The 24,897-nt window shown below is 72.2% G+C and carries 25 protein-coding genes; 10 read left to right on the forward strand and 15 right to left on the reverse strand.

All coding sequences use genetic code 11. The annotated features are described in order from the left end of the window. Nucleotides 1-75: 75 nt before the first annotated feature. Complete coding sequence (locus AB0C03_RS19980; RefSeq protein WP_357638290.1) at nucleotides 76-924, reverse strand: YwqG family protein; 849 nt, start codon at nucleotides 922-924, stop codon at nucleotides 76-78. Nucleotides 925-1,050: 126 nt separating this feature from the next. Between AB0C03_RS19980 and AB0C03_RS19985 the strand changes: the two genes are divergently transcribed. Further along, nucleotides 1,051-1,680, forward strand: coding sequence for an 8-oxoguanine DNA glycosylase OGG fold protein (locus AB0C03_RS19985; protein ID WP_357638292.1), 630 nt, complete (start codon nucleotides 1,051-1,053; stop codon nucleotides 1,678-1,680). A gap of 12 nt (nucleotides 1,681-1,692) precedes the next feature. On the opposite strand, the gene AB0C03_RS19990 is transcribed toward AB0C03_RS19985, so the two are convergent. Both AB0C03_RS19990 and AB0C03_RS19995 read right to left on the reverse strand, forming a co-directional pair. Continuing rightward, nucleotides 1,693-2,061 carry a DUF4180 domain-containing protein gene (locus AB0C03_RS19990; RefSeq protein ID WP_357638294.1) on the reverse strand — a complete coding sequence of 123 codons (369 nt, stop codon included), beginning with the start codon at nucleotides 2,059-2,061 and terminating at the stop codon, nucleotides 1,693-1,695. Then, the gene (locus tag AB0C03_RS19995) at nucleotides 2,054-2,506 is read right to left on the reverse strand and encodes a helix-turn-helix domain-containing protein (protein ID WP_357638296.1); all 453 of its coding nucleotides are present in this window, start codon (nucleotides 2,504-2,506) and stop codon (nucleotides 2,054-2,056) included. The genes AB0C03_RS19990 and AB0C03_RS19995 overlap by 8 nt, the downstream gene beginning before the upstream one ends. Before the next feature lie 171 nt (nucleotides 2,507-2,677). Here AB0C03_RS19995 and AB0C03_RS20000 point away from each other — a divergent pair, with 171 nt between their 5' ends. Next, on the forward strand, nucleotides 2,678-5,914 hold the full coding sequence (locus tag AB0C03_RS20000; protein WP_357638298.1) for an ATP-binding protein: 3,237 nt from the start codon (nucleotides 2,678-2,680) through the stop codon (nucleotides 5,912-5,914). Nucleotides 5,915-5,945: 31 nt separating this feature from the next. On the opposite strand, the gene AB0C03_RS20005 is transcribed toward AB0C03_RS20000, so the two are convergent. After that, complete coding sequence (locus tag AB0C03_RS20005; RefSeq protein WP_210865112.1) at nucleotides 5,946-6,914, reverse strand: alpha/beta hydrolase; 969 nt, start codon at nucleotides 6,912-6,914, stop codon at nucleotides 5,946-5,948. 51 nt (nucleotides 6,915-6,965) lie between these two features. Continuing rightward, complete coding sequence (locus AB0C03_RS20010; protein WP_210862083.1) at nucleotides 6,966-7,271, reverse strand: putative quinol monooxygenase; 306 nt, start codon at nucleotides 7,269-7,271, stop codon at nucleotides 6,966-6,968. A gap of 139 nt (nucleotides 7,272-7,410) precedes the next feature. Here AB0C03_RS20010 and AB0C03_RS20015 point away from each other — a divergent pair, with 139 nt between their 5' ends. Continuing rightward, a complete protein-coding gene (locus tag AB0C03_RS20015) occupies nucleotides 7,411-8,334 on the forward strand; it encodes an AraC family transcriptional regulator (RefSeq protein WP_357638301.1) in 924 nt (307 codons plus the stop codon). A gap of 64 nt (nucleotides 8,335-8,398) precedes the next feature. On the opposite strand, the gene AB0C03_RS20020 is transcribed toward AB0C03_RS20015, so the two are convergent. From AB0C03_RS20020 to AB0C03_RS20030, 3 genes are read right to left on the reverse strand one after another with little or no spacing between them, the layout of a single operon-like run. Continuing rightward, entirely contained in the window at nucleotides 8,399-9,256 is an 858-nt protein-coding gene (locus AB0C03_RS20020) for an ABC transporter permease (RefSeq protein WP_210865114.1), read from the reverse strand. Continuing rightward, entirely contained in the window at nucleotides 9,253-10,266 is a 1,014-nt protein-coding gene (locus tag AB0C03_RS20025; RefSeq protein WP_357638302.1) for an ATP-binding cassette domain-containing protein, read from the reverse strand. Before AB0C03_RS20025 ends, AB0C03_RS20020 begins: the two co-directional genes overlap by 4 nt. Nucleotides 10,267-10,293: 27 nt before the next feature. Continuing rightward, a complete protein-coding gene (locus tag AB0C03_RS20030) occupies nucleotides 10,294-10,848 on the reverse strand; it encodes an NADPH-dependent FMN reductase (RefSeq protein WP_030331374.1) in 555 nt (184 codons plus the stop codon). A 130-nt stretch (nucleotides 10,849-10,978) separates the two neighbouring features. Between AB0C03_RS20030 and AB0C03_RS20035 the strand changes: the two genes are divergently transcribed. Beyond that, on the forward strand, nucleotides 10,979-11,494 hold the full coding sequence (locus AB0C03_RS20035; protein WP_357638305.1) for a GNAT family N-acetyltransferase: 516 nt from the start codon (nucleotides 10,979-10,981) through the stop codon (nucleotides 11,492-11,494). Between the two features lie 25 nt (nucleotides 11,495-11,519). On the opposite strand, the gene AB0C03_RS20040 is transcribed toward AB0C03_RS20035, so the two are convergent. Further along, nucleotides 11,520-12,506, reverse strand: a complete 987-nt coding sequence (locus AB0C03_RS20040) for an aldo/keto reductase (RefSeq protein WP_357638307.1) — start codon at nucleotides 12,504-12,506, stop codon at nucleotides 11,520-11,522. A gap of 171 nt (nucleotides 12,507-12,677) precedes the next feature. On the opposite strand from AB0C03_RS20040, the gene AB0C03_RS20045 reads away from it, so the two are divergent. Next, nucleotides 12,678-13,394, forward strand: a complete 717-nt coding sequence (locus tag AB0C03_RS20045; RefSeq protein WP_357638309.1) for an MmyB family transcriptional regulator — start codon at nucleotides 12,678-12,680, stop codon at nucleotides 13,392-13,394. A gap of 92 nt (nucleotides 13,395-13,486) precedes the next feature. Here AB0C03_RS20045 and AB0C03_RS20050 read toward each other — a convergent pair whose 3' ends face one another. Next, nucleotides 13,487-14,338 (reverse strand): aldo/keto reductase, encoded by an 852-nt coding sequence (locus tag AB0C03_RS20050; protein ID WP_030331366.1) that lies wholly within the window; start codon nucleotides 14,336-14,338, stop codon nucleotides 13,487-13,489. 98 nt (nucleotides 14,339-14,436) lie between these two features. Then, nucleotides 14,437-15,396 (reverse strand): LysR family transcriptional regulator, encoded by a 960-nt coding sequence (locus AB0C03_RS20055; protein ID WP_357638311.1) that lies wholly within the window; start codon nucleotides 15,394-15,396, stop codon nucleotides 14,437-14,439. A 52-nt stretch (nucleotides 15,397-15,448) separates the two neighbouring features. Here AB0C03_RS20055 and AB0C03_RS20060 point away from each other — a divergent pair, with 52 nt between their 5' ends. Continuing rightward, nucleotides 15,449-16,363, forward strand: coding sequence for a serine hydrolase (locus tag AB0C03_RS20060; protein WP_357638313.1), 915 nt, complete (start codon nucleotides 15,449-15,451; stop codon nucleotides 16,361-16,363). A gap of 153 nt (nucleotides 16,364-16,516) precedes the next feature. Then, on the forward strand, nucleotides 16,517-17,494 hold the full coding sequence (locus tag AB0C03_RS20065; protein ID WP_030331361.1) for an MBL fold metallo-hydrolase: 978 nt from the start codon (nucleotides 16,517-16,519) through the stop codon (nucleotides 17,492-17,494). A gap of 43 nt (nucleotides 17,495-17,537) precedes the next feature. Here the strand turns inward: AB0C03_RS20065 and AB0C03_RS20070 are convergent, their stop codons facing one another. From AB0C03_RS20070 to AB0C03_RS20080, 3 genes are read right to left on the reverse strand one after another with little or no spacing between them, the layout of a single operon-like run. Next, a complete protein-coding gene (locus tag AB0C03_RS20070) occupies nucleotides 17,538-18,080 on the reverse strand; it encodes a DUF1697 domain-containing protein (protein WP_030331359.1) in 543 nt (180 codons plus the stop codon). A gap of 29 nt (nucleotides 18,081-18,109) precedes the next feature. Next, complete coding sequence (locus AB0C03_RS20075; protein WP_030331357.1) at nucleotides 18,110-18,778, reverse strand: response regulator; 669 nt, start codon at nucleotides 18,776-18,778, stop codon at nucleotides 18,110-18,112. Continuing rightward, the gene (locus AB0C03_RS20080; protein WP_030331355.1) at nucleotides 18,775-19,932 is read right to left on the reverse strand and encodes a sensor histidine kinase; all 1,158 of its coding nucleotides are present in this window, start codon (nucleotides 19,930-19,932) and stop codon (nucleotides 18,775-18,777) included. The genes AB0C03_RS20075 and AB0C03_RS20080 overlap by 4 nt, the downstream gene beginning before the upstream one ends. Nucleotides 19,933-20,102: 170 nt before the next feature. Between AB0C03_RS20080 and AB0C03_RS20085 the strand changes: the two genes are divergently transcribed. Genes AB0C03_RS20085 through AB0C03_RS20095 form a run of 3 tightly spaced genes read left to right on the forward strand, consistent with a single transcriptional unit; the run spans nucleotide 20,103 to nucleotide 24,343 of the window. Continuing rightward, on the forward strand, nucleotides 20,103-20,852 hold the full coding sequence (locus AB0C03_RS20085; protein WP_030331353.1) for an ABC transporter ATP-binding protein: 750 nt from the start codon (nucleotides 20,103-20,105) through the stop codon (nucleotides 20,850-20,852). Continuing rightward, on the forward strand, nucleotides 20,846-23,269 hold the full coding sequence (locus tag AB0C03_RS20090; RefSeq protein WP_036411335.1) for an ABC transporter permease: 2,424 nt from the start codon (nucleotides 20,846-20,848) through the stop codon (nucleotides 23,267-23,269). The genes AB0C03_RS20085 and AB0C03_RS20090 overlap by 7 nt, the downstream gene beginning before the upstream one ends. A 42-nt stretch (nucleotides 23,270-23,311) precedes the next feature. After that, the gene (locus tag AB0C03_RS20095) at nucleotides 23,312-24,343 is read left to right on the forward strand and encodes a hypothetical protein (RefSeq protein ID WP_030331349.1); all 1,032 of its coding nucleotides are present in this window, start codon (nucleotides 23,312-23,314) and stop codon (nucleotides 24,341-24,343) included. Between the two features lies 1 nt (nucleotide 24,344). On the opposite strand, the gene AB0C03_RS20100 is transcribed toward AB0C03_RS20095, so the two are convergent. Continuing rightward, a complete protein-coding gene (locus AB0C03_RS20100; protein WP_030331347.1) occupies nucleotides 24,345-24,893 on the reverse strand; it encodes an SOUL family heme-binding protein in 549 nt (182 codons plus the stop codon). Between the last annotated feature and the right edge of the window lie 4 nt (nucleotides 24,894-24,897).

Here is a 24,897-nt window from a genome sequence, read left to right on the forward strand (position 1 = left end):
GTAGACACAGACATCGAAGTTCATGCATCGTCCGTCAGTCCAGTCCGCCGCCTCAAGCGTCAGCATCTCGGCCGTTTACGGGTTCCAGTAGACAAGGACGCTGGCCTGGTCGAAGCGTCGCTCCTTCAGGTCGGCACGCTGGATCACCCAGTGGATGCTCGCGCCGCCTTGTCTGCCACCGTGGAACTCGGCAAGCACAACCCAGTCACCAGGGTCGGTTGGCGCACCACCGGGCGCCGACCCGTCGGAGCCGGACCGACCCGAGGGGTTGGCGCCCAACCAGGCGGGGTTGAAACCGTTGCAGTCAGTGCCGTAGCCGCCCAGCAGCAGCGGCGAGCCTCCTGACGAGAACATGCCGTCCGGCACGTCGCCGAGGACCTTTCGCCACACCTTGGTCATCTCTTCGAACGGAGGGTCTCCCGGCAGCGGCGGAGACCACGGGGGCCCCGGGATCGTTTTGACGTAGGGCAGAGATATGTCGATCGTGAGGCGCAGGTCGCCCGGCGGGATTTCCGCGTAGACCTCGGCGAACTCCTCCTCGTCCGGAGGGAAGTCCGGCGGATATTGTTCTCGCTCCTCGACGGCCACTCCTGCCGGCACGTACATGACCTCGCCGTAGCCGCTTTCTTCGGGCCAACCGAACAGCAACAGTCGGCCGTCGGACGGTAGGGGAAGGTCGGTCACGTCTGCCGGAAGAGCAGCGCAGTCGATGGTGGCGATCAAGGGGTACTCGGGATCCTCGGCGTCTGCCGGAAGCATCACGGGCCCACGGAGGGCGCCGACGACCGGCCCGTCACCCCCCGGTGTCAGGAGGGCAGACGGGCGGGCGAGCCCCAGCCAGCGCTCCACGTCGGCAGCGGGAATGTCGCGGCGCAGGGCCTCGGCGCGGACCTCATCGAGGATTTTCACGTTTCGGGGAAGCACGGGAGCACCGTAGATCAATCATGCGACGTTACCGCGATTTGCCGTCGGCGGGCGGTGTGTGGGAGCGCCCGACTATAGCGTCCGAACCACGGAGTTCCGCGAGCGCGCGCTCCGAGGGAGGCGACGATGCAGACGACCAAAGGCGTGGAGTTACCGGGCGAGCGGGCCCCGGTCGCTGTGAACGTCGACCGCTGGCGGGCGGGGCTACCGCCGGACGCGTGGCCCGAGGGCCTTCCGGCGACCGGCGAGCTCTGGCGGCGCGACGTCTTCGCGGTGGCCGACGCGTACCGGGCCGGGTCCGTGAGCCCACGGCAACTACTGACCGCCGTGCTGGCCTGGGCTTACGGACCCATCGGGTACGGCCCGTGGCGCGCCGTCAGGTCGCTCGGCGCCGACCCGGACGGCAAACGCCTGGCGTACGCGCTGGAAGAGGCGGCCGCCCAAGCCCCGGAAGAGGAGGCTTTGCGTACGGCGTACCGCCGCTTCAGTGACCCCGACCACGCTCGTCTGCCCTGGTTGGGGCCGGGCCTGTTCACGAAGGTCCTCTACTTCGTCGGCTACCGCCGCGGGGTGGGCGGGGTGCAGCCCCTGATCCTCGACCGTGTCGTGGCCAGCCAGCTCCCGGCCGAGGCGGGCGTCGGTCGCCGCAACGGGTGGTCGTCGGAGGAGTGGCTGGCCTATCTCCGCTGGGCGGCCGAGCAGGCTCGGGTCGGGGGAGTGGAGCCGGACACGGTGGAGATGGCGGGTCGTGCCTGACCAGTGAGGTGGCTATCTGCCGGCGCGTAGGCGGGTGTCCAACGCGTCGAGGTCGGGGAGGAACCAGATGTGCCCACCCTGGTTTGACTCGTGCACCAGCGCGCGCAACGCGGAACTCTCCGCGAGCTGTGCCGAGATGTCGCCGACGACTGCCAGTCGCAGCCGGTAGTTGACGAACTTCTGCATCACGTCGCCGGCGAAGCGGGTGCCCAGCGAGAAGAAGCGTTCGTCGAGTCGGTTGGCCGGCACGGCGACCACCTGGGCGCCGAGGAACGCCGCCCCGATCAGGTCCAGCGCATCCTGCTCGGTGGCCAGTGGCGGGCCGTCGGGGTCGCAGACCAGCACCGGCACTCCGGCGCGTTCCTGGATCTCGTCAGGCATCGTGGACCTCCCGGTCGAGCAGGCCGTTGTCGGCGTTGAGTACAGCGTCGAGCAGGTGCAGCAACTCGGCGGTGGCGGCCGGGTCGCCCAAGATGATGATCTTCATGCGGTGGCGGTGCGCGTCGTAGACGGTCTGCACCCGCAGCGGATTGGCCTGGTCGTGGGCGGTGTTGGCGCTGGTGAGCACGAGCGTGCCGAGCCGATCGGCGGCGGCTCTGTCGACACCGTCGATCTGGACGATGCTCGACACCTCCGCCTGCCTGGCGAGGCTGGGCGCGGTCGGGGCCCGACCGGTGAGCGTGTCGAGATCACCGGCGGCGATCCGGTACTGCTTGCCGATCCGCACCGCGCGCAGCCGGCCCGAGCGGATGTAGCTGCGCACCGTCCGCACGTGCAGCCCCAGCCGGTCGGCCACCTGCTCAACTGAGTACATGTCTTCCGTCATCGTTCCCTATCCTATGCCGATGGGGAAGTTTAGTGACAGGTAGGGTCGATTCATTGGCGACATCAGCTCGACAGCGCCCTATCGACACGTGCGCTCCCCTGGGATCAGGAGAGGGGATCGGCCGGCTAACTCGCTCGCGCTGTCGGACGGTTGCCGTACCGTCTGGAAACCATGGACGCGCGGCGCGGCGACGCCATCATCGGGCGGGATCATCCTGCGGGCCTGTTGCGCGCCGAGTTGGACCGCGCCACCACCAGTCACGGCGGCCTCGTCCTGGTGACCGGCGAGCCGGGCATCGGCAAGACGACCCTCGTCACGTCGGCAGCCCGGGAGGCCCGGCGCCGCGGCGCGTTGGTGCTCGGCGCCGCGTGCTGGGATTCCGACAGCGCCCCCGGCTACTGGCCGTGGGTGCAGGTGCTGCGCGGCCTGCGTCGATCCGCCGACGACTGGGCGGTGGCGCGACCGGACGCCGAGCCGGCCCTCGCGGCACTTCTCGGTGAGACCGACGCCAGCAAGCAGCAGGCCGAGCGGCTCGCCAGCTGGGCCGGCGTCGACACCGACAGCGTCGACCAGGAGGCGTTCGCGCTGTACGACGCGGTGACCGCCGCACTGGTCGCCGTCTCCCAGCACCGGCCGGTGGTCGTCGTCCTCGACGACCTGCACTGGGCCGACCCGGCCTCGCTGCGGTTGCTGAGCTTCGCCGCCCAGCACACCTGGTTCGAGCGGCTCCTGCTGATCGGCACCTACCGCGACGCCGAGGTCGAGTCGGGTGAGCATCCGCTGCGCCCGCTGCTGATGCCGCTCGTCGCGAAGGCCACCACGATCACCCTCACCGGTTTCACCCGCGACGAGGTGGCCGCGCTGATGACCCGGACCGCCGGACGCGAGCCCGAGGCCGGCCTGGTCGACGAGGTGCACCGGCGTACCGGCGGCAACCCGTTCTTCGTCGAGCAGACCGCGCGGCTGTGGCACGCCGACGACGCGGTCGGCGCGATCGCGCCAGGCGTACGGGAGGCGGTGCGCCGCCGCCTGGCCCAGCTGCCCGCCGCCGTGGTCGAAGCGCTGACCGTCGCCGCTGTGCTGGGTCGTGAGTTCCACCGCCAGGTCCTCGCGGCCTGCGTCGCCGCCCCGGCCGCGCAGGTCGACCGGCTACTCGACCGGGCGGTGACCGCCCGGCTGGTGGTCTCCCGGGGCGGTGGCCGCTTCGCGTTCGCCCACGACCTGGTCCGCGAAACCCTCTACGACGGGCTGACCGACGACGACCGGCAGGCCCGACACGCCGCGCTCGTCCGCGCGGTCGACGACCTGCCGGAGCTCACCGAACGGCTGATCCCCGCCGACCTCGCCCGCCACGCCTACCTCGCCGGCCCCGCGCTCGACCCGGCCCGGGTGGCCACCCTGCTGGTCGCCGCCGGGCGGGACGCGTTCGTCCGGCTGGCCGGCGACGAGGCGGCCGTGCACTTCCGTCGAGCGCTGGAGGTCGTCGACGACCGGGAACAACGAGTGCGCATCCTGGTCGAGTTCGGTGAGACGCAGTACCACCACGCCGGTCGGGAAGAGGCCATCGCGCTGCTCACCGAGGCCGGGGTGCTGGCTCGTACCCTCGACGACCCGGTGCTGCTGGCCCGCGTCGCCCTCATCGTGAACCGCGCCCGCCAGGTCGAGGTCGCCTTCTCCGTCGAGGCGGCGGAGCTGGTACGCGAGGCGTACCGGCGGCTGATCGGCGAACCGGACGCCGACGCGTCGGTCGGCACGCTGGTCGCCGACCTGATCACCGCGACCGAGACGATCGCCCGTCGAGGGCAGGACGACGAGGCGCTCACCTTCAGCCTCTGGGCCCGCCACGACACCACCTGGGGTTTGGGCACCGCGGCGGCCCGCGCCGCGCTCACCGCCGAGATCCGGGACGTGGCCCGCCGGACACCAGACCGGGAGACCGAGCTGTGGGCCACCGCGCTGCGCTGGGTGGCGCTGCTGGAGCTGGGCGATCCCGGCTTCATCGGGGAGTTCACCACCTTCGTCAACGCGGACCGGCACGGCGACCCCACCCGGTACCGGATAGCGGCCTCCGTCGACAGCGCCATCATCGCGGCCTTCCGGGGTGACTTCGCCGAGGCCGACGAGCGGTTCGCCGACATCACCGACATCGCTGACCCGAGCCATGCCGAGTTCGGGTTCATGGGCCATCACCTGCGCTGGTCCCGGCTGCTGCTTGAGGGTCGGTTCGCCGAGGCCGACACCCTGCTGGACGGGCTGGCCCCGACCGACTACCCCTACCGGGAGTTGCTGCAAGCGATCACCGCGGCGGAGCGGGGCGACGACGAGACGGCGGTGCGGCTGACCGCCGGCATCGAGGCCGCCGCCGTCCGGTACCCGCGCCCGGTGTCACCGCTCTGGCTCCGGCTACGCGCGCAGGCCGCTGCCGCGTCCGCCGACCCGCAGCGCTGCGACGTCGCACGGGCCGCGCTCGCCCCGCATCGTGGAGAGTGGATGGTGGGGCTGTTCGGCTGCGACATCAGCGGCCCGGTCGACTACTGGCTGGCGCTGATCGACGCCGCCCAGGGCCGCTGGGACGACGCCGTCGCCGGCTTCACCGCCGCCCACCACTCCGCCGACCGGTTGGGCTCCCGGCCCTGGTCGCTGCTCGCCCGCACCGGCCTCGTGCGTGCCCTCGCCAGCCGAGGCCGCCCGGACGACACCGCGACGGTGACCCTGCTGCGGGCCGCCACCATCCAGGAGGCGACCGCTCTCGGCATGACGCAGGTGCTGCACCGGCTCGCCGCCCCGACGACCCCCGACACCGACCGCCCGGACCACACCGCCGCGCCCGGCCAGGCCGTGCCGGTCGCGTCGGCCATCGCGGGGTACGAGTTTCGGCGCGACGGGCCGGTCTGGCAACTCGCGTACGCCGGTGTGGTCGTGCACCTGCCCGATGCCAAGGGGTTGCACGACCTGCACCTGCTGCTGAGCCACCCGGGCAGTGACGTGCCGGCGGTCGAGCTGCTCGACCCGGCGGCCGGGCCGGAACTGGTGGCCGCCCGCCGGATGGGAGCCGACCCGGTCCTCGACGACGAGGGGAAGGCCCGCTACCGGCGGCACCTGGCCCGCCTCGACGAGGAGATCGACCGGGCCGCCGCCCGCGATGACGACCTCAAGGTGTCCAAACTGGACGCCGAGCGGGGTGCGCTGCTCGACGAGCTGCGTGCCGCGGCGGGCCTCGCCGGCCGGAGCCGCCGCCTGGGCGACGAGGCCGAACGGGCCCGCAAGACGGTGACCGCGCGGATCCGCGACACGCTACGCAAGCTCGACGACCGGCACCCGGCACTGGCAAGCCACCTGCGCGACTCCGTCTCCACTGGCACCACCTGCCGCTACCGGCCCGCCGAGCCGCTGCCCTGGCGGCTCTGAACCCACGGCCGGGGCGGGCCGTTGGCTCAGCTCAGTCCTTGAGATCGGGGCCGGGTTCCAGGACCCGGGCGAGCCAGTCGGCCTGGGTGCGCCGTGCCGCGTCGGAGACGCGAACATGCGGGAACAGCGCCGAAAATCCGTGGAAGCCGCCAGCCCACAGGTGCAGTTCGGCCTGGCCGCCGGCGGCCCAGATCCGGGTGGCGTAGGCGACGTCCTCGTCGCGGAACACCTCGGCGGTCCCGGCGTCGATGTACGTGGTCGGCAGACCGGACAGGTCGTCCGCCAGTGCGGGTGAGACGTACGCGGAGACGTTCTGGTCGGGGTGCTCGCCGAGGACGCTGCGCCACCCGAACTCGTTCATCTCCCGGGTCCACACGCCGTCCAGCCCGCTGTACTGGTGACTGGAGGTGGTGTCGTTGCGGTGGTCGAGCATGGGGCACGACAGCAGTTGGGCGGCGATGGTCGGGGTGTTGCGGTCGCGAGCCATCAGTGTGACCCCTGCGGCAAGGCCACCTCCGGCGCTGGCGCCGGCCACGACGATGCGGGCCGGGTCGATGCCGAGATCCGCGGCGTTCTCGGCCACCCAGAGCAGACCGCGGTAGCAGTCGTCGACCAGGGTCGTGCCGGTTGCTTCCGGGGCCAGCCGGTAATCCACCGAGACCACGACGGCACCGAACCGGTCGAGCCATTCCAGCGGAATGTCGATGTTCGAGAAGCGGTCGCCCCACATCATCCCGCCGCCGTGGATCCAGTAGACGCAGGGCGCGCCGGCGGCACGATCGGTGGGGCTGAGGATGGACAGCGGGATCGGCGTTCCGTCGCCGGCGGAAACTGTGACCTCGCGCCGGGAGACCGCGCGGCCTTCCAGGTGGATATCGATCGACGGTTGGGGGAAGTGGCGAAGCTGTTCGATCACCTCGGGGCCGAGGGGCGGCATGGGCGGCAGCTCAGTCAGGGGTACGAGCAACTCGGGGTCGATGCCCGGGCGGGGGAGGTTCATCGTGGATCCTTTCGCTGGTGCGGGTCGGGTGAGGGGGGTGCTGTCGCCGGCTCAGAAGGTCGCCTTGCCGCCGACCGGCACGGCGTCGGTGTACGTCGAGTCGCCGGCCAGCAGCGGCTGAAGCTTCGCGACCAGGGCCTGCGCCTGCTCCCCGGCGAAGAACGCGCTGTGCGCCTCGGCGCTGGTCCAGCCCTCGATCACGTGGACGACGTCACGGTCGGTGGCCGAGCGGGCCACGAGGAAGACGACGCAGTCGGGGTGGGGCAGGGACGGCGCGTCGAGCAACAGTTCGATCAGCTCGTCCGCCTTTCCCGGCTGAGCGGTCATGGTGGCCTGGAACCCGTGGTGGACAGTCATCGAAGTGACTCCTAATCGTCTAGCTCTTGCTGCGATCTCGGAAAACCGACACTTCAATAAGAGCATCGCCACCAGCGGAAACGTTAGACAGATGCTCTTAGGCTCTTGCCTGATTCTCTCGTTGTGACGAGCATTGGTCATGTGCTTCAATCGGGCCGTGTACCTCGACGAGCTGCGGACGTTGCTGGCCCGCCACGCCCACCCGGACATGCGCACCCCCATCGACGGGGTGCTGATCTCGAAGGTCGACCAGCAGACCGGGCCAACCACGTCGATGTCGGGCACCGTGCTGGCGCTCATCGCTCAAGGCGCCAAACACATGGCGCTGGGTGACCGCGTGTACGAGTACCGGGCCGGCCAGTACCTTGTCGCGTCGGTGGATCTGCCGGTCACCGGCCGGTTCACCCAGGCCAGCGCCGACTCGCCAGCGCTGGGGTTCGGGCTGGTGCTGCATCCGGCCACGGTCGCCGAGTTGCTGTTGCAGGCGGCACCGGGCGACCTCCCACCCCTGTCCGGCGGAACGCCCTCCGGGATGGTGGTCAGCGACGCTCCCGACGAGCTCGGCGACGCGGTGGTCCGACTGCTTCGGCTGCTGGACCGGCCCCGGGACGTCGCGGTGCTCGCACCCCTGATCAAACGGGAGATTCTCTGGTTGTTGCTCAGCGGGGAGCAGGGTGCCGCAGTGCGGCAGCTGGGGCTGGCCGACAGCAGCCTCAGTCACATCGCCCGGGCGGTGCGGTGGATCCGCGACCACTACGCGCAGGCGTTCCGGGTGGAGGATCTGGCCAGGCTGTCCGGGATGAGCGTGTCCGCGTTCTATCGCAACTTCCAGGCGGTGACCGCGATGAGCCCGATCCAGTTCCAGAAGCAGATCCGGTTGCAGGAGGCCCGGCTCCTGCTCGCCACCCACCCCAACGACATCACCGGGGTCGGCATCCGGGTCGGCTACGAGAGCCCGTCGCAGTTCAGCCGCGAATACCGTCGCCAGTTCGGCGCGCCGCCCAGCCAGGACGCCACCCGCCTGCGCGGCACCAGCCGAAGCGAGGTGCCGGCGGTCGTCTGACCGCAGACCGACGCGCCAACGACGGACGGACGCCGCCACGGCTGTGGCGGCGTCCGTCGCACTGTCAGCGGCGGTTGTACTTGTACATGGTCAGGGTGCCGAAGACGAGGACGAAGCCGGCGCTCCACAGCAGCAGCCACATCGTTGCCGACGGGTCCGACTCGCCGCTCATCGCGCCCCGGATCGCGGCCACCAGCTGCGTCACCGGGTTGACCTTCACGAACGCCTGGAGCCAGCCGGGCATGGTGCTCGGCTCGACGAAGACGTTGCTCAGGAACGTCAGCGGGAACAGCACCATCATGCTGACCCCCATCACCGACTTCTCACTGCGCAGGATCAGCCCGAAGAACGTCCACACCCAGGAGAACGCGAACGAGAAGATCACCAGCAGTCCGATGCCGGCGGCGACACCGAGCGCCCCGCCCTCGGGCCGGAAGCCGAGCACCAGCCCGAGGCCCAGGATCACCAGTGCGGCGAGGATATAGCGCAGCACGTCGCCGAAGATCATGCCGACCAGGGCGGCCGGGCGCCAGACGGGCAGCGTCCGGAACCTGTCGAAGATGCCCTTCTCGATGTCGGTGTTGAGGCCGACACCGGTGTACATGGTGATCATGACGACGCTGGTCACCATGATGCCGGGCAGGAAGAACTGCAGGTAGTCACGCGGGCTGCCGGCCAGGGCGCCACCGAACAGGTACGTGAACATCAGCACCATGATGATCGGGAACGCGGTCACGTCGAAGAGCTGCTCCGGCACGTGCTTGATCTTCAGCATGGCCCGCCAGCCGAAGGTGATCGACGCGCCCAGCGCGCTCGGCCGGGGAGGTCGGGCACCGGGCGCGAGGACTGTCGCCAGTGCCTCGGCGGACGGAACGTAGACGGCCGGTGCCCGTTCGGTGGTGGTGGTCTTGGTGTCGCTCATCGGGCTGCCTCCAGCTCGTCGTCGCGCTCGTCGGTTGGCACGGCGGGGTGGTCGGTCAGGGCCAGGAAGACCTCGTCCAGGCTCGGCTGGCCGAGGGAGAAGTTGTCGACCACGATGCCGGCGCGGGCCAGGTCGCTGAGCACGCGGGCGGCCTGGGCGCTGGCGTCGAGGTCGGTGCCGGCCTCACCGACGCGGGCGGTCAACGCCACCGGATCGGCGGCGAGCTGCACCGGCACACCGAGTGCCTCGCGGAGCACCCGCTCCGCGTCGGGGCGCTGCCCCGGGTCGCGCAGTCGCAGGTGGACGGTGCCCGAGCCGATCGACGACTTCAACTCACCCGGGGTGCCCTCCGCGATCACCCGGCCGTGGTCGACCACCGCGATCCGGCCGGCGAGCTGGTCGGCCTCGTCGAGGTACTGGGTGGTCAGCAGCACGGTCGTCCCGTGCGACACCACCGCTCGGACGATCTCCCACACCTGGTTGCGGCTTCGCGGGTCGAGGCCGGTGGTCGGTTCGTCGAGGAAGAGCAGATCCGGGGTGTTCAGGATGCTCGCGGCGATGTCGATGCGCCGCCGCATCCCACCCGAGTACTTCTTCACCTGACGGTCGCTCGCCTCGGTCAGCCCGAACGCGGCGAGCAGCGCTGCCGCGCGGTCCCGGGCGGCCGGCTTGCGCAGGCCGAGCAGGCGGGCCAGGAGCACCAGGTTCTCCGTACCGGTGAGGTCCTCGTCGACGGAGGCGTACTGGCCGGTGAGGCTGACCCGGGAACGGACCTTGTCGGCCTCGGTGACCACGTCGTGCCCGAAGACCCGGGCCGAGCCGCCGTCGGGTCGCAGCAACGTGGCGAGCACCCGGACGGCTGTGGTCTTGCCCGCGCCGTTCGGGCCGAGCAGGCCGTAGACGGTGCCGGCGGGCACCTGCAGGTCGATGCCGGCCAGCGCCCGGGTGTCCCCGAACGATCGGGTGAGCCCTTCGGCCTCGATGGCCAGGCCGGTGGTGCGTTTACTCATGGTCCGTACCTTTCGTGGTGGACGTGTTCAGGAGACGTAGGGCCGAGCCGCCCGGCCGTCGCGCAGCGCCAGGCCCCACCAGCGCAGCTGGTCGAGCAGGGCGTCGACGTCGCGGCGCAGTTCGTCGGTGCACCGGGCGGTCGGCTCGCCGGCGAGCAGGTCGATCCCGACGACGTCGCGCACCGTCATCGCGTGCAGTGCGGTGAAGACGGTGCGGAGCTGGTCGACGGCGTGCCCGCCGGTGGACCGACAGCCGTACGACACGAAGCCGACCGGTTTGGCCTGCCACTCGTCGTACGCGTAGTCGATGGCTTGTTTCAAGGGTGCCGGGAAGCTGTGGTTGTACTCGGGGGTGACCACGACGAACGCGTCCGCCCGGCCCACCTCGCGAACGAACGCCCGGATCGGCGCGGTCGGCTCGGCGGGGTAGGTGGCCGGGAAGTCGTACCCGGTCAGGTCAACGACCGTCACCGCCAGGTCGTCGTGCCGCCCGGCCTGTTCGACGAACCAGGTGGCGAGCCGGTCGCCGACCCGCCCCTCCCGCGTGCTGCCGACGATCACGGCGATCCGTAGCGGCGTCATGGCCACCCCCTTCCATTCTGAAGGCGCGAGGTGACAGCGGGCGCCCGCTAGATCTGATCTAGCGGGCGCGGTTTCGGGGCGGAGTGTCGGTGGGATCGGCTTGACTGGGGTCGACGAACGGGGGAACAGGATGGCCCAGGTACGCATCGAACCGTGGCACGAGGACGACCTCGACCTGCTGCGGCAGCTCAACTCACCGGACACCCGCAAGCACACCGGCGGCCCGGAGACCGACGAGCAGGTGCTCGCCCGCCACGACCGGTACGTGCACTTCGCCGACACCGGGCAGGGCTGCATGTTCACGCTGGTGCTGCCGGACGGGGCACGGGCGGGCAGCGTCGGCTACTGGGGTCGGGAGTGGCGCGACCACCCGGTGTACGAGCTGGGTTGGGCGGTGCTGCCCGCGTACCGGGGGATGGGGCTGGCCACGACGGCGGTGCGTGCGGTGGTGGACGTCGTTCGCGCCCGACGGGACCGGCGCTACGCGCACGCCTACCCCTCGGTGGACAATCCCGCGTCGAACGCGGTGTGTCGCAAGGCGGGTTTCACGCTGCTCGGCGAGACCGGTTTCGAATATCCGCCGGGGCGGATGATGCGCGCCAACGACTGGCAACTCGACCTGACCGCCCCACCGACAGTGAGCTGAGGTCGGCGGGGCGGCCGGTGACAGGTCACCAGGTGGTGTCGAGGCGGTGTCGTTGCTCGTCGGTCAGCTCCAGGTCGACAGCCGCCAGGCTCTCCTCCAGTTGCGCCACCGACGAGGCGCCCACCAGCGGGATGGACGGCAGCTCGCCGCCCAGCAACCAGGCGAGCACCACCTGGTTGACCGTCGCGCCGCTCTGCCCTGCCACCTCCCGCAGCGCGGCCAGTCGCCGGGGCGCGCTCGGCAGGTCGTACGCCGAGCTGAGCGGCTTGTCCGCCCGGGTGAACGCCCCCTTGAGCAGCGGCGAGTACGCCACCAGGGTCAGCTCGGGTTCGGCACGCAGGTAGCTGAGCAGGTCACCGCTGACGCCGCCCGGCTCGCCGTCCGGGTCCAGTTCGCTGATCACGTCGGTGCGGTTCGGCAGGTAACTGCGGTGGTACTGGAGCACCTCGTACCCCGGCAGGCCGGCGGCGGCGGCCAACGCGCGGGCCCGTTCCACCCGCCAGGCCCGGTGGTTGCTGGCGCCCAGCAGACCCACAGTGCCCTCGGCGACCAGCTCGGCGAAGCCCTCCACGGTCTCCTGGAGCGGCACGGTCCGGTCCTCGATGTGCGCGTAGAGCAGGTCCAGCCGCTCCACCCCGAGCCGTTCCCGGCTGCGCTCCGCGGACTCGCGGATCACCTTGGCGGACAGGCCCTCGGCGTTGTCCAGGTAGCTGGTCCCCGGGGCCAGCGGTCGGGCACCCAGCTTGGTGGCGATGACGATCTCGGTGCCGACGCCCCGGCTGCGCCGCCACCTGCCGAGCAACTCCTCACTCTGCCCGCCCTGGCCGCCGTCCACCCAGAACGCGTAGTTGTCCGACGTGTCGATGAACGTGCCGCCGGCCTCGACGTACCGGTCCAGGATCGCGTACGAGGTGGCCTCGTCGGTGGCGCTGCCGAAGAGCATCGCGCCGAGGCTGAGCACGCTGACCTCGCGCCGGGTCGCCGGGTCGGCGCCGATCGTGCGGTACCGCATGGGGGTCTCCTCTCGTGCGCCCTACCGGTGGGCGCACGAGTCACACTGCCGGCTGGAGCGCACTCCAGGTCAAGCGCTCAGTCACCACTGCAGCACGCCGTACCCACCGCCGGCGTCCATCTGGAAGCCCCACAGCAGCCCGCTCGGCCCGTCGGCTGGCAGGGTCGCCAGGTGCACGCTCACCTCGGCGCCCTGTTCTGCTGTGCGGAAGCCGCTGTTGCCGTTCAGGTCGGTGGGCCGCATCCGTCCCGGCAGGTGCTCGCGTCGCTGGCCCGGGCGCTGCTGTTGAGCCGGGACGAGCGGGAGTACCTGTTCCGGGTTGCCGGGGAGAACCCGCCGCCGACCCGTGGGCCGAGCCGGGCGGTGCCGTCGGGCCTACGGCACCTGCTCGACGCGATGACCGAGACCCCGGCGTACCTCGTCGACGCCGCGTACCACGTGCTGGCCTGTAACCGTCTGGCCACGTACTTCGTCGGGGATCTCTCGACAGTGCCCGACGCGGACCGCAACATGATCCGCTGGACGTACCGGCAGCCGGTGACCAGCGGCCACTGGAATGACGCCGAGATTCTCCGGTTCGTCCGCGGTACGGTCGCGGATCTGCGGGCCGCGTACGGCCGCTACCCGGCCGACCCGGCGATCCGTGAGCTGGTGACCGAACTGCTCGGCACGTCACCCCGGTTCGCCCAGCTCTGGGCCGAGCACGACGTGGCCGAACGTCGCCCCGTCGTGAAGCGGGTGCCGCACCCCGGGCTGGGGCCGTTGGAGTTCGAGTGCCGGGTGCTGCACGTGCAGGAGACCGACCAGCGACTGATCGTCTACGTACCCGAGCCCGGCTCGCCGACCCAGGCGGCGTTTCACCGGATTGCGCAGCGCGTCTGTTCCTGACCTGCCGGCGACAGCGTGATGCCTCAGGGTCATTACGACGACTCTGAGGCATCACGCTCGTTGGAGACCTGCCCGCCGGTGGCGGGCTCGGCTCAGTTGGGCAGGTAGGCGAAGGTGTCCGGGTTCGGGCCCTGCCGACCGGCCTCGCCCTTGTTCAGCTCGGTGATCCGCTCCATCGCCACGTCGTCCAGCTCGAAGTCGAAGATCCGGGTGTTCTCCTCGATCCGCTTCGGGGTGGTCGACTTCGGGAAGATGATGTCGCCGCGCTGCACATGCCAGCGGAGCACCACCTGCGCCGGGGTCCGGCCGAGCTGCTCGGCGATGTCGACAACCGTCGGGTCGCCGAGCACGTTGCCCTGCGCGATGGGCGACCACGCCTCGGTGAGAATGTTGTGCTCCCGGCCGTAGGCGCGGACCTCGTCGTTGGTGAAGTACGGGTGCGCCTCGATCTGGTTGACCGCCGGCACGACGCTCGCCTCGTCGGCCAGTCGCTGCAGGTGCGGCACCTGGAAGTTCGACACGCCGATCGAGCGGGCCCGACCGTCGCGCTGGACCTCCTCCAACACCTTCCAGGTCGACACGTAGTCGCCGTCGTACAGCGTCGGCAGCGGCCAGTGGATCAGGAACAGGTCGATGTAGTCCATCTTCAGCGCCGCCAGCGTCGAGTCGAACGCCCTGCGGGCGTCGTCGGGGCGGTGGAAGCCGTTGTTCAGCTTGCTGGTCACGTAGACCGCGCCCCGGTCCAGGCCGGACATCCGTACCGCCTCGCCGACCTCGGCCTCGTTGCCGTACATCTCGGCGGTGTCGATGTGGCGGTAGCCGATCTCCAACGCGGTGCTCACCGCCGCGACGGTGTCCTTCGGCTCGATCTGGAACACCCCGAAGCCGAGCTGAGGAATGGTGGTGCCGTCGTTCAGGCTGATGTCGGGAATCGTGATTGCCACTGCGGCTCCTTCGCGTCTTCGTTTACCTGTCATCCATACCCGGGCAGGTGGACGAATCACCGCTCAAGCCGGCGTGACGAACGCAACGGCGGATCGGTTCACCCGGTCGTGTCGAACAGCACCGGCCACGGCCGTGCCGCCGGTGTCGACGCCGACGGCGGCTCGGGCGCGGTGGGCTCGGCCAGCACGTCCGCGGCGAGTTGGCCGAACATCGCCGCCGCCGGGTGCGCGGACCGTTCTGGCCAGGCCGCCGAGGTGCGTTTCGCCAGCGGCGCGTCGACGATCGGCCGCCAGGCCATCCGGGGTTCCCGGCGGGCCACCGCCGCCGGTTCCACCGCCACCGCGCCGCCGGCCAGCACCAGCCCGAAGAGGAACTCCGGGTTGCGGGCCGGGCGCACCCGGGTCGGGCGCCAACCGTGCTGCCGGCACACCGCCAGCAGGTGATCGTGCCAGCCGGGGGCGGTGGCGCGGGGCGCGGCCACCAGATCCAGACCGGCGAGCGACGCCAGCGTCACCGCACGGTCGCGGGCCAACGGCGAGGTGCGCGGCAGCAACACCCCCAGGGGTACGTCGACCGGGGCGCCGAAACGTAACCCGTCCGCCGCCACCGGGTGATGCACGAGCCCCACGTCCAGCGTCCGCTCGGCGAGCATCCGTACCTGCTCGGCGGTGGTCAGCTCGTGCAGCTCCACGTCCAGCCCGGGTGCCCGGGCGGTGAGCCCGTCCAACAGCGAGCGCAGCGTCACAGCCGGCGTCTCCGGTGGCACCCCGGCCCGCAGTACGCCCAGCTCACCGGCACGGATCTGCGCCATCAGGCTGCGCAGTCGCCCCTCGCCGGCGAGCAGTTCCTCCGCCTCGCCGAGCAGCAGCTCACCGGCGGTGGTCAGGCGTACCTGGCGGCGGGAGCGGTCGAACAGCTCGACCGTCAGCTCCCGTTCCAGCCGCTGGATCGACTGGCTCAGCGGCGGCTGGGCCATTCCGAGCAGCTCCGCGGCCCGCCCGAAGTGCAGTTCGTGTGCGACCACCACGAAGTGCCGCAGGTGCCGGAGCAGGTCCACGGCCGGGACCCTACGCCAGCGCCGCCACGGTGCCGCTGGATACCGTGCTGGCGTGGACGTGCAGGAACGGATCGAGGCCATCTTCGCCGCCGCCGGGGTGACGGCCAGCATGCACGCCGTCGACCTGGACGCTGTGGACCTGGCCGTCGACGGCCCGACCGGCAGTGGCCGGGAGGTCGGGGTGCGGGCCGACGAGCAGGTGGTGATCGCCTCGATCTTCAAGATCCTGCTGGTGCTGGAGTTCGCCCGGCAGGTCGAGGCCGGTCAGCTGGACCCGACCGAGCGGGTACTGGTCACCGCCGCCGACCGGCTCGGCGGGTGGGGTCTGGCGGGCTGCGTCGACGACGCCGAGGTGTCGCTGCGCGACCTCGCCTACTTCGCCATGTCGGTCAGCGACAACACCGCCGCCGACCTGCTGCTGCGCCGGGTCGGCCCGGACCTGCTGCCGATCCTCGCCGTCGAGCTGGGGCTGACCCGTACCCGCGTCCTCGGCGGCCCCCGGGACCTGGTCGAGGTGATGCTCGCCGACGTGGGCGCGCGCACCGAGGCGGAGTTCGCCAGGATCTTTCCCACCCTGCCGGCGGAGCGGGTCCGGGCCATGCGGGTCTTCGACCCCGCGCGCACCACGTCCAGCACGGCCCGGGAGATCACCCGGCTGCTCACGCTGATCTGGCGGGACGAGGCCGGGCCGCCCGCAGCGTGCGCGATGGTTCGCACCTGGATGGCCCGGCAGCTCTTCTGGACCCGGCTGGCCGCCGGTTTCCCGCCCGGCGTCCGGGTGTCCGGAAAGACCGGCACCCTGCCCGGGTTGCACCTGGAGGCCGGCGTCGCCGAGTACCCCGACGGCGGCCGGTACGCGATAGCCGTCTTCGCCCGTGCCGAACAGTTGACCCCGCGCCGCATCGACGTGGACCTGGCGATGGGGGAGGCCGCCCGGACGGCCGTCGAGGCGCTGCGCGGTAACTGATTTGTCGCCCGTCGGAGCGTCTGCGCACCGCCGCTGAGCAGGTCCGATATGCGGCGTCGTATCGGAGCCGACGGCGTTTGATCTTGGACCGGGGCCGGGTGGCGCTGGTTGGCTCGTGTCGACCGATCACCCGAGCACGGGGAGCAGATCCGCATGCCCAACCTCGACCGTCGCCGCTTCCTGCGCGACGCCGCCGCCACCACCGCCCTGGTCTCCGCCGGTGGCCTCGCCGCCGGCGTCGCCACACCGGCCCAGGCCGCGCCCCCGACCGCCGCCCCCGCGCCGACCGCGCGCCGCAAGGGCGCGGTCAGCTTCCGCTGGTGGGGTACGGCCGGCTGGCGCGTCGACATCGGCGACCGCACCGTCCTCGTCGACCCGTTCCTCAGCCGCATCGACACCGGGCTGTTCACCGGCCCGTTCAACACGCAGACCCGGTTGACAGTGCGCACCGACGTGATCGACCCGCGCGTCGACAAGGCCCTGACGGTGCTCGTCACGCACACCCACTGGGACCACTTCATGGACGTGCCGTACATCGCCGAGCGCACCGGCGCGCGGGTGTTCGGCACGCTGACCGCGTACCACCTGGGGTTGGCCTACGGGTTGCCGTCGACGCAGCTCAGCGCCGTCAAGGGTGGCGAGGTGCTGGACTTCGGGGACCACACCGTCGAGGTGGTCGGCTCACTGCACAGCCGCAACCCGTCGTACTCGGTGGCCTTTCCCGGGGTGCTGGTGACCCCACCGCCGCAGCCGGCCACCATCGCTGACCTGCCGGAGGGCGACACGCTGGGCTACCTGCTGCGGGTCGACGGCGGCCCGTCGGTCTACTTCACCGGGGCCAGCGACGTCGCCGAGCGGAATCTGACCGGCCTCGCGCCCGACGTGGCGATGGTGGCCATGCAGAACGCCACCACCACCGGCGACTACCTGCCCCGGCTGCTGGCCGGCCTCGACTACCCGAAGGTCGTGGTGCCGGTGCACTACGACAACTTCGAGACGGCGTTGCAGAACCCGCCGACCGTCGCACCGACCGACCGCACCCGGCTGAACGAGATGATCGCGGCGATCCGCCGGATCTCGCCGCGCAGCCGGGTCCTGGTGCCCGAGTACGAGACCGCGTACCACTTCTGAGCAGCGCGGATGGGGGTCGCGGGGGCCGCGACCCCCACCGTGCTCAGCCAGCGGTCATCTCCGCCAGGGCCCGCACCGACTTCCAGTTGCGGGTGGTGGCCACCACGCCGAGCTTCTTCTCCAGGTACGCGTTGGTGAACTTCGACCGGCCGTAACCGCCGTCGACGTAGTGCAGGAACACCTCCCGGCCGGTCACCGTGAACGACACGTTCTCGCCACCGGGCACGGCGAGCGCGTCCACAGCGGACTTCTCCGGCGCGGTGGCGAGGAAGGCCACCAGCAGTCGGGTCGGGTCGTCGTCCCGGTCGGCGTACGGGTTGCCGCCGGCGATCGCCGCCAGCTCCCGGCCGCTGCGCACCAGCACCGGCACTGACAACGCCAGCTCGCCGGTGAGCGCCCGCTCAATGCCGGCCGCCAGTTTCTCCGCGTCGCGCACCGTGCTGCCGAAGGTCACGTTGCCGCTCTGCAGGTACGTCCTGACGTCCTCGTGACCGAGGTCGGTGACGATCCGGCGCAGGTCGGCCATCGCCAGCCGGGTGTTGGCGCCGACGTTGACCCCGCGCAGCAGGGCGACGTAACGGGTCATGGTTCCTCCTCGGATGCGCGCCGACCGGCTCAGCGTAGGCCGCCCGGCCCGACCAGTCCCGTCTCGTACGCGACGATGACCAGTTGCGCCCGGTCGCGTACCGCCAGCTTGGTCAGCAGCCGCCCGACGTGCGTCTTCACGGTGGCCTGGCTGAGGTTCAGGTGCGCGGCCAGCTCCGCGTTGGACAGGCCGCGGGCGATCAGCGCCAGCACCTCCCGTTCCCGGTCGGTCACCCCGTCGAGCCGCCGGGGCAACGGCCTGGTCGGCTCCGGCCGCCGGGCGAACTCGTCGATCAGCCGGCGGGTCACCGTCGGCGCGAGCAACCCCTCCCCGGCGGCGACCACCCGGATCCCGGTCAGCAGGTCCGCCGGTGGGGTGTCCTTGAGCAGGAACCCGCTGGCCCCGGCGCGCAGCGCCCCGTAGACGTACTCGTCGAGGTCGAACGTGGTCAGGATGATGACCCGGGTGTCGGCCGTCGCCGGGTCGGCGCAGATCCGCCGGGTCGCCTCGATGCCGTCCATCTCCGGCATCCGGACGTCCATCAGCACCACATCCGGGTGGTGCTGCCCGGTCAACGCGACGGCCTGCGCGCCGGTGCCCGCCTCGCCGACTGTGGTGCAGTCCGGGCTGAGATCGACCAGCAGCCGGAAACTGCCGCGCAGCAACGCCTGGTCGTCGGCGATCAGCACCCGGATCACGCGGCCACCCGGTAGGGCAGGCTGGCCGTCACCGCGAAGCCGCCGTCGGCGCGTGGGCCGGCGCGGAACTCCCCGCCGTGCAACGCCACCCGTTCCCGCATGCCGATCAACCCGTGCCCCTCCCCGCCGAGCAGGACCGGCCGCCGCCCGTCGTCGGTCACCTCCACCCGCACCTCGTCGGGCCGGACGGTCACCGTGGCCCGGCACTCGGCCGGCGCAGCGTGCTTCACCACGTTCGTCACCGCCTCCTGCACGATCCGGTACACCGCGAGGCCCACCGACTCCGGCACCGCGCCGGCCGGCTCCTCCCGTCGTACGTCGAGCTGCACGTCGACCCCGCCGATCGCCGCCTGCCGGGCGAGGACGGGCAACTCGTCCAGCCCGGGCGTCGGGGCGTACGGGCTGTCCGCACGCAGGACGCCGAGCACGCGACGCACATCGTTCAGGGCGGTGCGGCCGGTCTCCTCGATGACCCGCAGCGCGGCGCCCGCCTCCCGGGGGTCGGCCTCGGCGACGTGGTTGGCGACGGCCGCCTTCACCACGATGAGGCTCAGCGTGTGCGCGACCACGTCGTGCAGCTCGCGCGCCACCCGCAACCGCTCCTCGGTGGCTGCCTGACGGACCAACTGGTCGCTCTGCCGGGCGGCGAGGGCGCGTCGCTCCCGGATCAGCCAGCCGATCACCCAGGCCGGCGCGATCATGACTGTGGCGTAGACGACAGCGCCGGTACGCGACCAGAGGTCGCCAGCGGTCAGCACCAGGGCGACGCTCACCAGTGCGAGACAACCGGCGGCGCACAGCATCGACCGGCGGGTGGGCGTCGACACGGCCACCGTGTAGAAGGCCAGGCCGATGGCGAACGCCGGCGCGGCGGCCGCGAAGTTGGGTATCACCCCGGTGATCAGGGCGACGGTGGCCACGGAGCTGATCGTCGCGGCCACCGTCACCGGCCAGCGTCGGCGGACCGCCAACGGCAGCCCCAGGGCCATCCCGACCAGCACGGACACCCAGAGCGGCTCGTGTACGCCACCGTGCAGCGGCGACTCCAGCGCCGCGTACGGGCAGAGCGCCCCGCCCACGGCCAGCGCCAGCAACACGTCCACCGTGTACAGGTCCACCGGCCGCATCCGTCGGGTCAACAGGAGAGCGGTCACCCGTCGAACGGTAACGGCCGGCCCGGCCGGCCGCGTCCACCCGCGGGTGGTCATCCCCGGGGACGACGTGCCGGCGCTGCCGGGCCGCCGGCTCCACCCCTGGGAGGGTTGGCAAGTGCCAGCCCTGGCACGACGCGCCGCACCCCCGGCATTCGGCACCGTAAACGGTCATGACCACAGACACGGTGACAGTGACGGGGTTGCGCGCGGTGTACGGCACCGGCACCCGGCGGGTGACAGCGCTCGACGGCGTGACCACCAGCTTCGCGAGCGGCACGTTCACGGCGGTGATGGGCCCCTCCGGCTCGGGGAAGTCCACCCTGCTGCACTGCGCGGCGGGGCTGGACCGCCCGACCGAGGGGAGTGTCACGATCGACGGCACCCGCCTCGACGACCTCGACGAAGACGAGCTGACCCGGCTGCGGCGCGACCGGATCGGCTTCGTGTTCCAGGCGTTCAACCTCGTGTCCACACTGACCGCCGCGCAGAACGTCGAGTTGCCGTCGCGCCTGGCCCGTCGCCGCCCGCCGGCCGGGGACGTCACCGCCGCCCTCGACGCCGTCGGACTCGCCGACCGGGCCGGGCACCGGCCGAGTGAGCTGTCCGGCGGCGAACAGCAACGCGTCGCGGTGGCCCGAGCGTTGATCACCCGTCCGGCGGTGGTCTTCGCCGACGAACCGACCGGGGCGCTGGACAGCGCGTCCTCGCGGCAGGTGCTGCGGCTGCTGCGCGCGCTCGTTGACGACCACGGGCAGACAGTGGTGATGGTGACCCACGATCCGGCCGCCGCCGCGTACGCCGACCGGGTGCTCCTGCTCGCCGACGGCCGGGTCGTCGACGAGCTGACCGGCGGGATCACCGCCGCCGCCGTCGCGGCCCGGATCGCCGAGCGGGAGATCGTCGCGGAGTCGTCGTGCTGAGCGTCCGCCGGTCGGCCAGCGCGTTCGTGGCCGTCGCCATCGGGGTCACGCTGGTCGCGGCGGCCACCCTGCTGCTCGCCTCCGGCCGCCCGCAGGTGCCGGACCGGCTGGCACGGGCGGCGGTCGTGGTGCAGAGCCCCGAGGCGGGAGCGTCGGCCGACCAGTTCGTGCCGACCCGGCCCTGGTCCGCCACCGCCGCGGCCGGGCTCGTCGGCCGGCTGTCCGGTCTGCCGGACGTCGTGGCGGCGGTGCCGGACCGCACCTTCTACGCGCAGCCGCTCGTGGACGGCCGACCCTCGGCTGCCGACAGCGGGCGGGAGGACGCCCACCAGGGGCACGGCTGGTCCAGCGCCCAACTGGGTGGGCTGCGCCTCACGGCGGGCGAGCCACCCCGCCGGGCCGGCGAGGTGGTCGTCGACCGCGCGCTCGGGCTGCGCGTCGGCGCGCCGGTCACGGTGCTGACCGCCGTCGGCCCCGAGCCGTACACCGTCACCGGTCTGGTCGACGGGCCCGGCGTGCATGTCGCCGACGAGGTCGCCGCCGCCCTCGCACCCGGCGTCCGGGCCATCGGGCTGGTGCTCGCCCCGGGGGCCGACCCCGAGCGGGTCGCCATGGCGGCGCGCGGGGTCGTCGGCGGCGACGGGCGGGTGCTGACCGGTGCCGCGCGGGGGGTGCTGGAGCCGCCCGGCGACGCCCGTACCCGGTGGATCGGCATGCAGGTGCTCACCGCCACGGCGGCTCTCGCCGGCTTCGTCACGGTGTTCGTGGTCTCCTCGACCTTCGCGTTCACCCTCGCGCAGCGCCGCCGGGAATTGGGTCTGCTGCGCGCGGTCGGCGCCACCGGCCGCCAGGTCCGCCGCATGGTGGGCGCGGAGGCGCTCGCCGTCGGTGCCTCGGCCGGCCTGGTCGGCCTGCTGCTGGGCGCGGCGCTCGCGCCGGTGCTGGGACGGCTGCTCGTCGACGTCGGCTACGAACCGTCGACCTTCCGGGTCCGCTACGAACTCTGGCCGGTGGCGGTGTCGCTCGCCGCCGGGCCGGTGATCGCGGTGCTGGCGGTCTGGTCGGCGTCCCGCCGAGCGGCCCGGGTGCGCCCGTTGGAGGCGCTCCGCGAGGCCGCTGTGGAACAGCGGCCGATCGGCCGGCTGCGCGCCGCCACGGGGACGTTGCTCCTCGCGACGGGGGTGGCGCTCAGTGTCGGCACGGCAACCGCCGACGAGGCTCGGGTGGCGGCGCAGTACGCGCTCTACGCGGTGATGGCCCTGGTGGCCGGTGCCACAGTGCTCGCCCCGGTGGTGGTCGGGCCGCTGGTGCGGCTGCTGCGTTCCCCGGTGCGTCGCCCCGGTGGCGCGATCGGGATGCTGGTCCGGGGCGGGGCGTTGACAGCGACCCGGCGGACCGCCGCCATCGCCGCTCCGGTGCTGCTCACCGTCGCGTTCGCGGTGCTGGTCTCCGGGATGGTGCGCACCACCAGCGCCGCGTACGCGGCCGGTCGGGCGGACAACGTGAACGCCGGCTGGATCGTCGTGCCGGACCGTGCGCCCGGCCTGTCCGACCGGGCCGTCGCCGCGACCGGCGGCACCGCGCTCCTGCCCACCACCGTCTACCGCACCGACCCCGCGACGCCGCCGAAGGACCGGCCGCTGACGGCGCTGGGCGTGGAGCCGGAGGGCTTCGCCGCCGCGAACCGGGTACTCACCGTCGTCGCCGGCTCGCTGGACGACCTGACGGGCGCCGACACCGTGGTGGTCACCGCGTCGGCGAACCTGCTGCCGTCCGAGCCGTACCCGGTGGTCTTCGCCGACGGGACGTCGGTGTCGTTGCGCGTCGTCGCCGTGGTCACCGACACCTCGATCCCCGGCGACCTGCTCGTACCCCGGGCCGTGGTGCGGGCGCACGACCCGTCGGCGCTGACCTCCACCGTGTACGTGCGGGACCGGATCGATCCGCCCGTCGGCGCGCGGATCCTCGACGTCCCGGCTTGGGCGGCCGAGGCGGACGCCGCCGAGGACCGCCTCATCTGGCTCTTCACACTGCTGCTGATCGGGGTGTCGGCCGGTTACGGTGCCATCGCGGTGGCCAACACGCTGTTGCTGGCCGCCGCCGGCCGCGCCGCCGACCTGCGGCTGATCCGGATGGCCGGGGCGACCCGACGGCAGGTCATCTGGCTGGTCACCGCCGAGTCCGCACTGGTGGTGCTGATCGGCGCCCTGCTGGGTGGGGCTGTCGCGTTCGTCGGCCTGCTCAGCGTCCGTGCCGGCCTCGCCGAGCAGGTCGGTGCCCCTGTCGACCTGATGGTGCCGTGGCCGGTGGTCGCCGGGGTGGTGGGGTTGTGTCTGCTGCTCGCGGTGCTGTCGAGTGTGCTGCCGACGTGGCGGTTGCTGCGTCACCGTCCCGCCCGGTCACCGGTCGGCGGATGACCGCGCCCCCCGCGGAGCCCAGCCGGCCGTTACCGTCCATGGATGCGATCCGCGCGCCCGGTCGGGCTGTTCCTCTCCGCCGTCGCCGTGCTGCTCTGGGCGTACGGCATGACCAGGTGGCAACCGCTGACCGAGCCGCTCGGCCCGTGGTCGGAGCGCCTGCCGGGCAACAACGCCTACTGGGCGCGCGACCTGCGGTTCATGGCGATCATGGCGGTGTCGCTCGGGTTGGTGCTGGCCGGGCGCGGTCAGCTGCGGTGGGGCGGCCCGGCGGTGCTGCTGGGTGGCTGCTGGGTCGCCGCCGACGTGGCGATCGACAGGGCCGACCCGATCGGCGTCGACGCGACGGTGCTGCTCGCCGTCGGCGGTTGCACCGTGCTCGGCGTGGTCGCGGCCATTCCGCTGTGGTGGGAGCGCCGCACGTCGTCGGCGCGCGAGCCTGGCCGGCCACAGCGGGAGCGCGGCGCGCCTGCGGCCACCGACCGGCGGGTGCTGACCGGCGCGGCCTGCGTGGCCGGAGTGCTGACGCTGGTGGCCGCCGCGATGGAGTCACCGACCGACCGGGAGCCGGAGCTGAACCAGGGCGCGCTGGCCACGGCGGCGCTGCTGGTGGCCGTGGCGGTCGGCGCCGGGCTGGCGGCGGCTCCGGCCCGGACCCGGGCCCGCGTCGTGTTGGCGGCCGGCGTCACGGTGGCCGCCCTGCTCGGGGCCGGGCTGGTTCGTGCCGTCCCGCCCGGCACCCGCCTGCTGCCGGAGGCCGCGCTCGGTGCGGTGCTGCTCACCGGGGTCACCCTGCTGGCCTGGGACTGGCCGGGCGGCCGGCCGGTCTGGTGGCACCACGGGGTGGCGGCTCTCCTCGCGTTGGTGGGCCCGGTCGTGTTTCTGGTGGCCACTGCCGTCCCCATGATGATCGCGCTGCCGATCGGCGCGGCGTTCACCTCGTTGGCCGGCAACAGCCCGATCAACGCCGCCGACTCCGATCTGCTGGTCTCACTGGCCGGGCTGCTCGCCGGGCTGGGAATGGCGGTGCTGCTGGCCCGACCGAGCATCGACGACCGCCGGCAGCTCCGATAGCTCACTCCACGACCGGCAGCACGACCTCGTTGCGGCGCAGGAACCACGGCTTCCACGGCCTGTCGAAACGCGCGTACCGGATGGCACCGGTGGGTTGCAGCCCGGCCGCGGTCACCGACCGGCCGAGCATTGTCGCCCGCTGACTGAACGCCTGCTCCGTCCACCGCCCGGAGAACCGCATCGCCGCCGCCAGCCGCGCCGCAACCGGGTGGATCCGCACCCGGGCGTCCACCGGCTCGGGCAGGGTGGCGGTGGTGAAGGTGGCCGGCATGATGAACTGGATCAGGTACGCCCCCGGCGACTCGCCCTCGATCTGGATCACCGGCACGGTCATGGCGATCTTCTCCGAGCCGCCGGCCGCCTCCGTGCCGAGCGGACCCCGGGCCCGATTGGCACCGCCGATGTACGCGGCCAGCGGCCGGAACGCCTCGATCGGCGCCCGGGTGAACGACGCCTGGATCTGCATCTCGGCCACCAGGTGGGCCGGGTACCGACGCAGCTCGAACCCGGGGTGTCGGGACACCACCCGGTACGGCTGCTGTTCGGTCATCGCG

The sequence above is a fragment of the Micromonospora parva genome (assembly GCF_040649675.1).
GTDB classification, from domain to species: Bacteria; Actinomycetota; Actinomycetes; order Mycobacteriales; family Micromonosporaceae; genus Micromonospora; species Micromonospora parva.

Excerpts from the sequence above, each read along its gene's own strand:
- AB0C03_RS19985 (WP_357638292.1), top strand. The coding sequence starts at position 1,051 with ATGCAGACGACCAAAGGCGTGGAGTTACCGGGCGAGCGGGCCCCGGTC.
- AB0C03_RS19990 (WP_357638294.1), bottom strand. The coding sequence starts at position 2,061 with ATGCCTGACGAGATCCAGGAACGCGCCGGAGTGCCGGTGCTGGTCTGC.
- AB0C03_RS19995 (WP_357638296.1), bottom strand. The coding sequence starts at position 2,506 with ATGACGGAAGACATGTACTCAGTTGAGCAGGTGGCCGACCGGCTGGGG.
- AB0C03_RS20000 (WP_357638298.1), top strand. The coding sequence starts at position 2,678 with ATGGACGCGCGGCGCGGCGACGCCATCATCGGGCGGGATCATCCTGCG.
- AB0C03_RS20005 (WP_210865112.1), bottom strand. The coding sequence starts at position 6,914 with ATGAACCTCCCCCGCCCGGGCATCGACCCCGAGTTGCTCGTACCCCTG.
- AB0C03_RS20010 (WP_210862083.1), bottom strand. The coding sequence starts at position 7,271 with ATGACTGTCCACCACGGGTTCCAGGCCACCATGACCGCTCAGCCGGGA.
- AB0C03_RS20015 (WP_357638301.1), top strand. The coding sequence starts at position 7,411 with ATGTGCTTCAATCGGGCCGTGTACCTCGACGAGCTGCGGACGTTGCTG.
- AB0C03_RS20020 (WP_210865114.1), bottom strand. The coding sequence starts at position 9,256 with ATGAGCGACACCAAGACCACCACCACCGAACGGGCACCGGCCGTCTAC.
- AB0C03_RS20025 (WP_357638302.1), bottom strand. The coding sequence starts at position 10,266 with ATGAGTAAACGCACCACCGGCCTGGCCATCGAGGCCGAAGGGCTCACC.
- AB0C03_RS20030 (WP_030331374.1), bottom strand. The coding sequence starts at position 10,848 with ATGACGCCGCTACGGATCGCCGTGATCGTCGGCAGCACGCGGGAGGGG.
- AB0C03_RS20035 (WP_357638305.1), top strand. The coding sequence starts at position 10,979 with ATGGCCCAGGTACGCATCGAACCGTGGCACGAGGACGACCTCGACCTG.
- AB0C03_RS20040 (WP_357638307.1), bottom strand. The coding sequence starts at position 12,506 with ATGCGGTACCGCACGATCGGCGCCGACCCGGCGACCCGGCGCGAGGTC.
- AB0C03_RS20065 (WP_030331361.1), top strand. The coding sequence starts at position 16,517 with ATGCCCAACCTCGACCGTCGCCGCTTCCTGCGCGACGCCGCCGCCACC.
- AB0C03_RS20070 (WP_030331359.1), bottom strand. The coding sequence starts at position 18,080 with ATGACCCGTTACGTCGCCCTGCTGCGCGGGGTCAACGTCGGCGCCAAC.
- AB0C03_RS20085 (WP_030331353.1), top strand. The coding sequence starts at position 20,103 with ATGACCACAGACACGGTGACAGTGACGGGGTTGCGCGCGGTGTACGGC.
- AB0C03_RS20095 (WP_030331349.1), top strand. The coding sequence starts at position 23,312 with ATGCGATCCGCGCGCCCGGTCGGGCTGTTCCTCTCCGCCGTCGCCGTG.
- AB0C03_RS20100 (WP_030331347.1), bottom strand. The coding sequence starts at position 24,893 with ATGACCGAACAGCAGCCGTACCGGGTGGTGTCCCGACACCCCGGGTTC.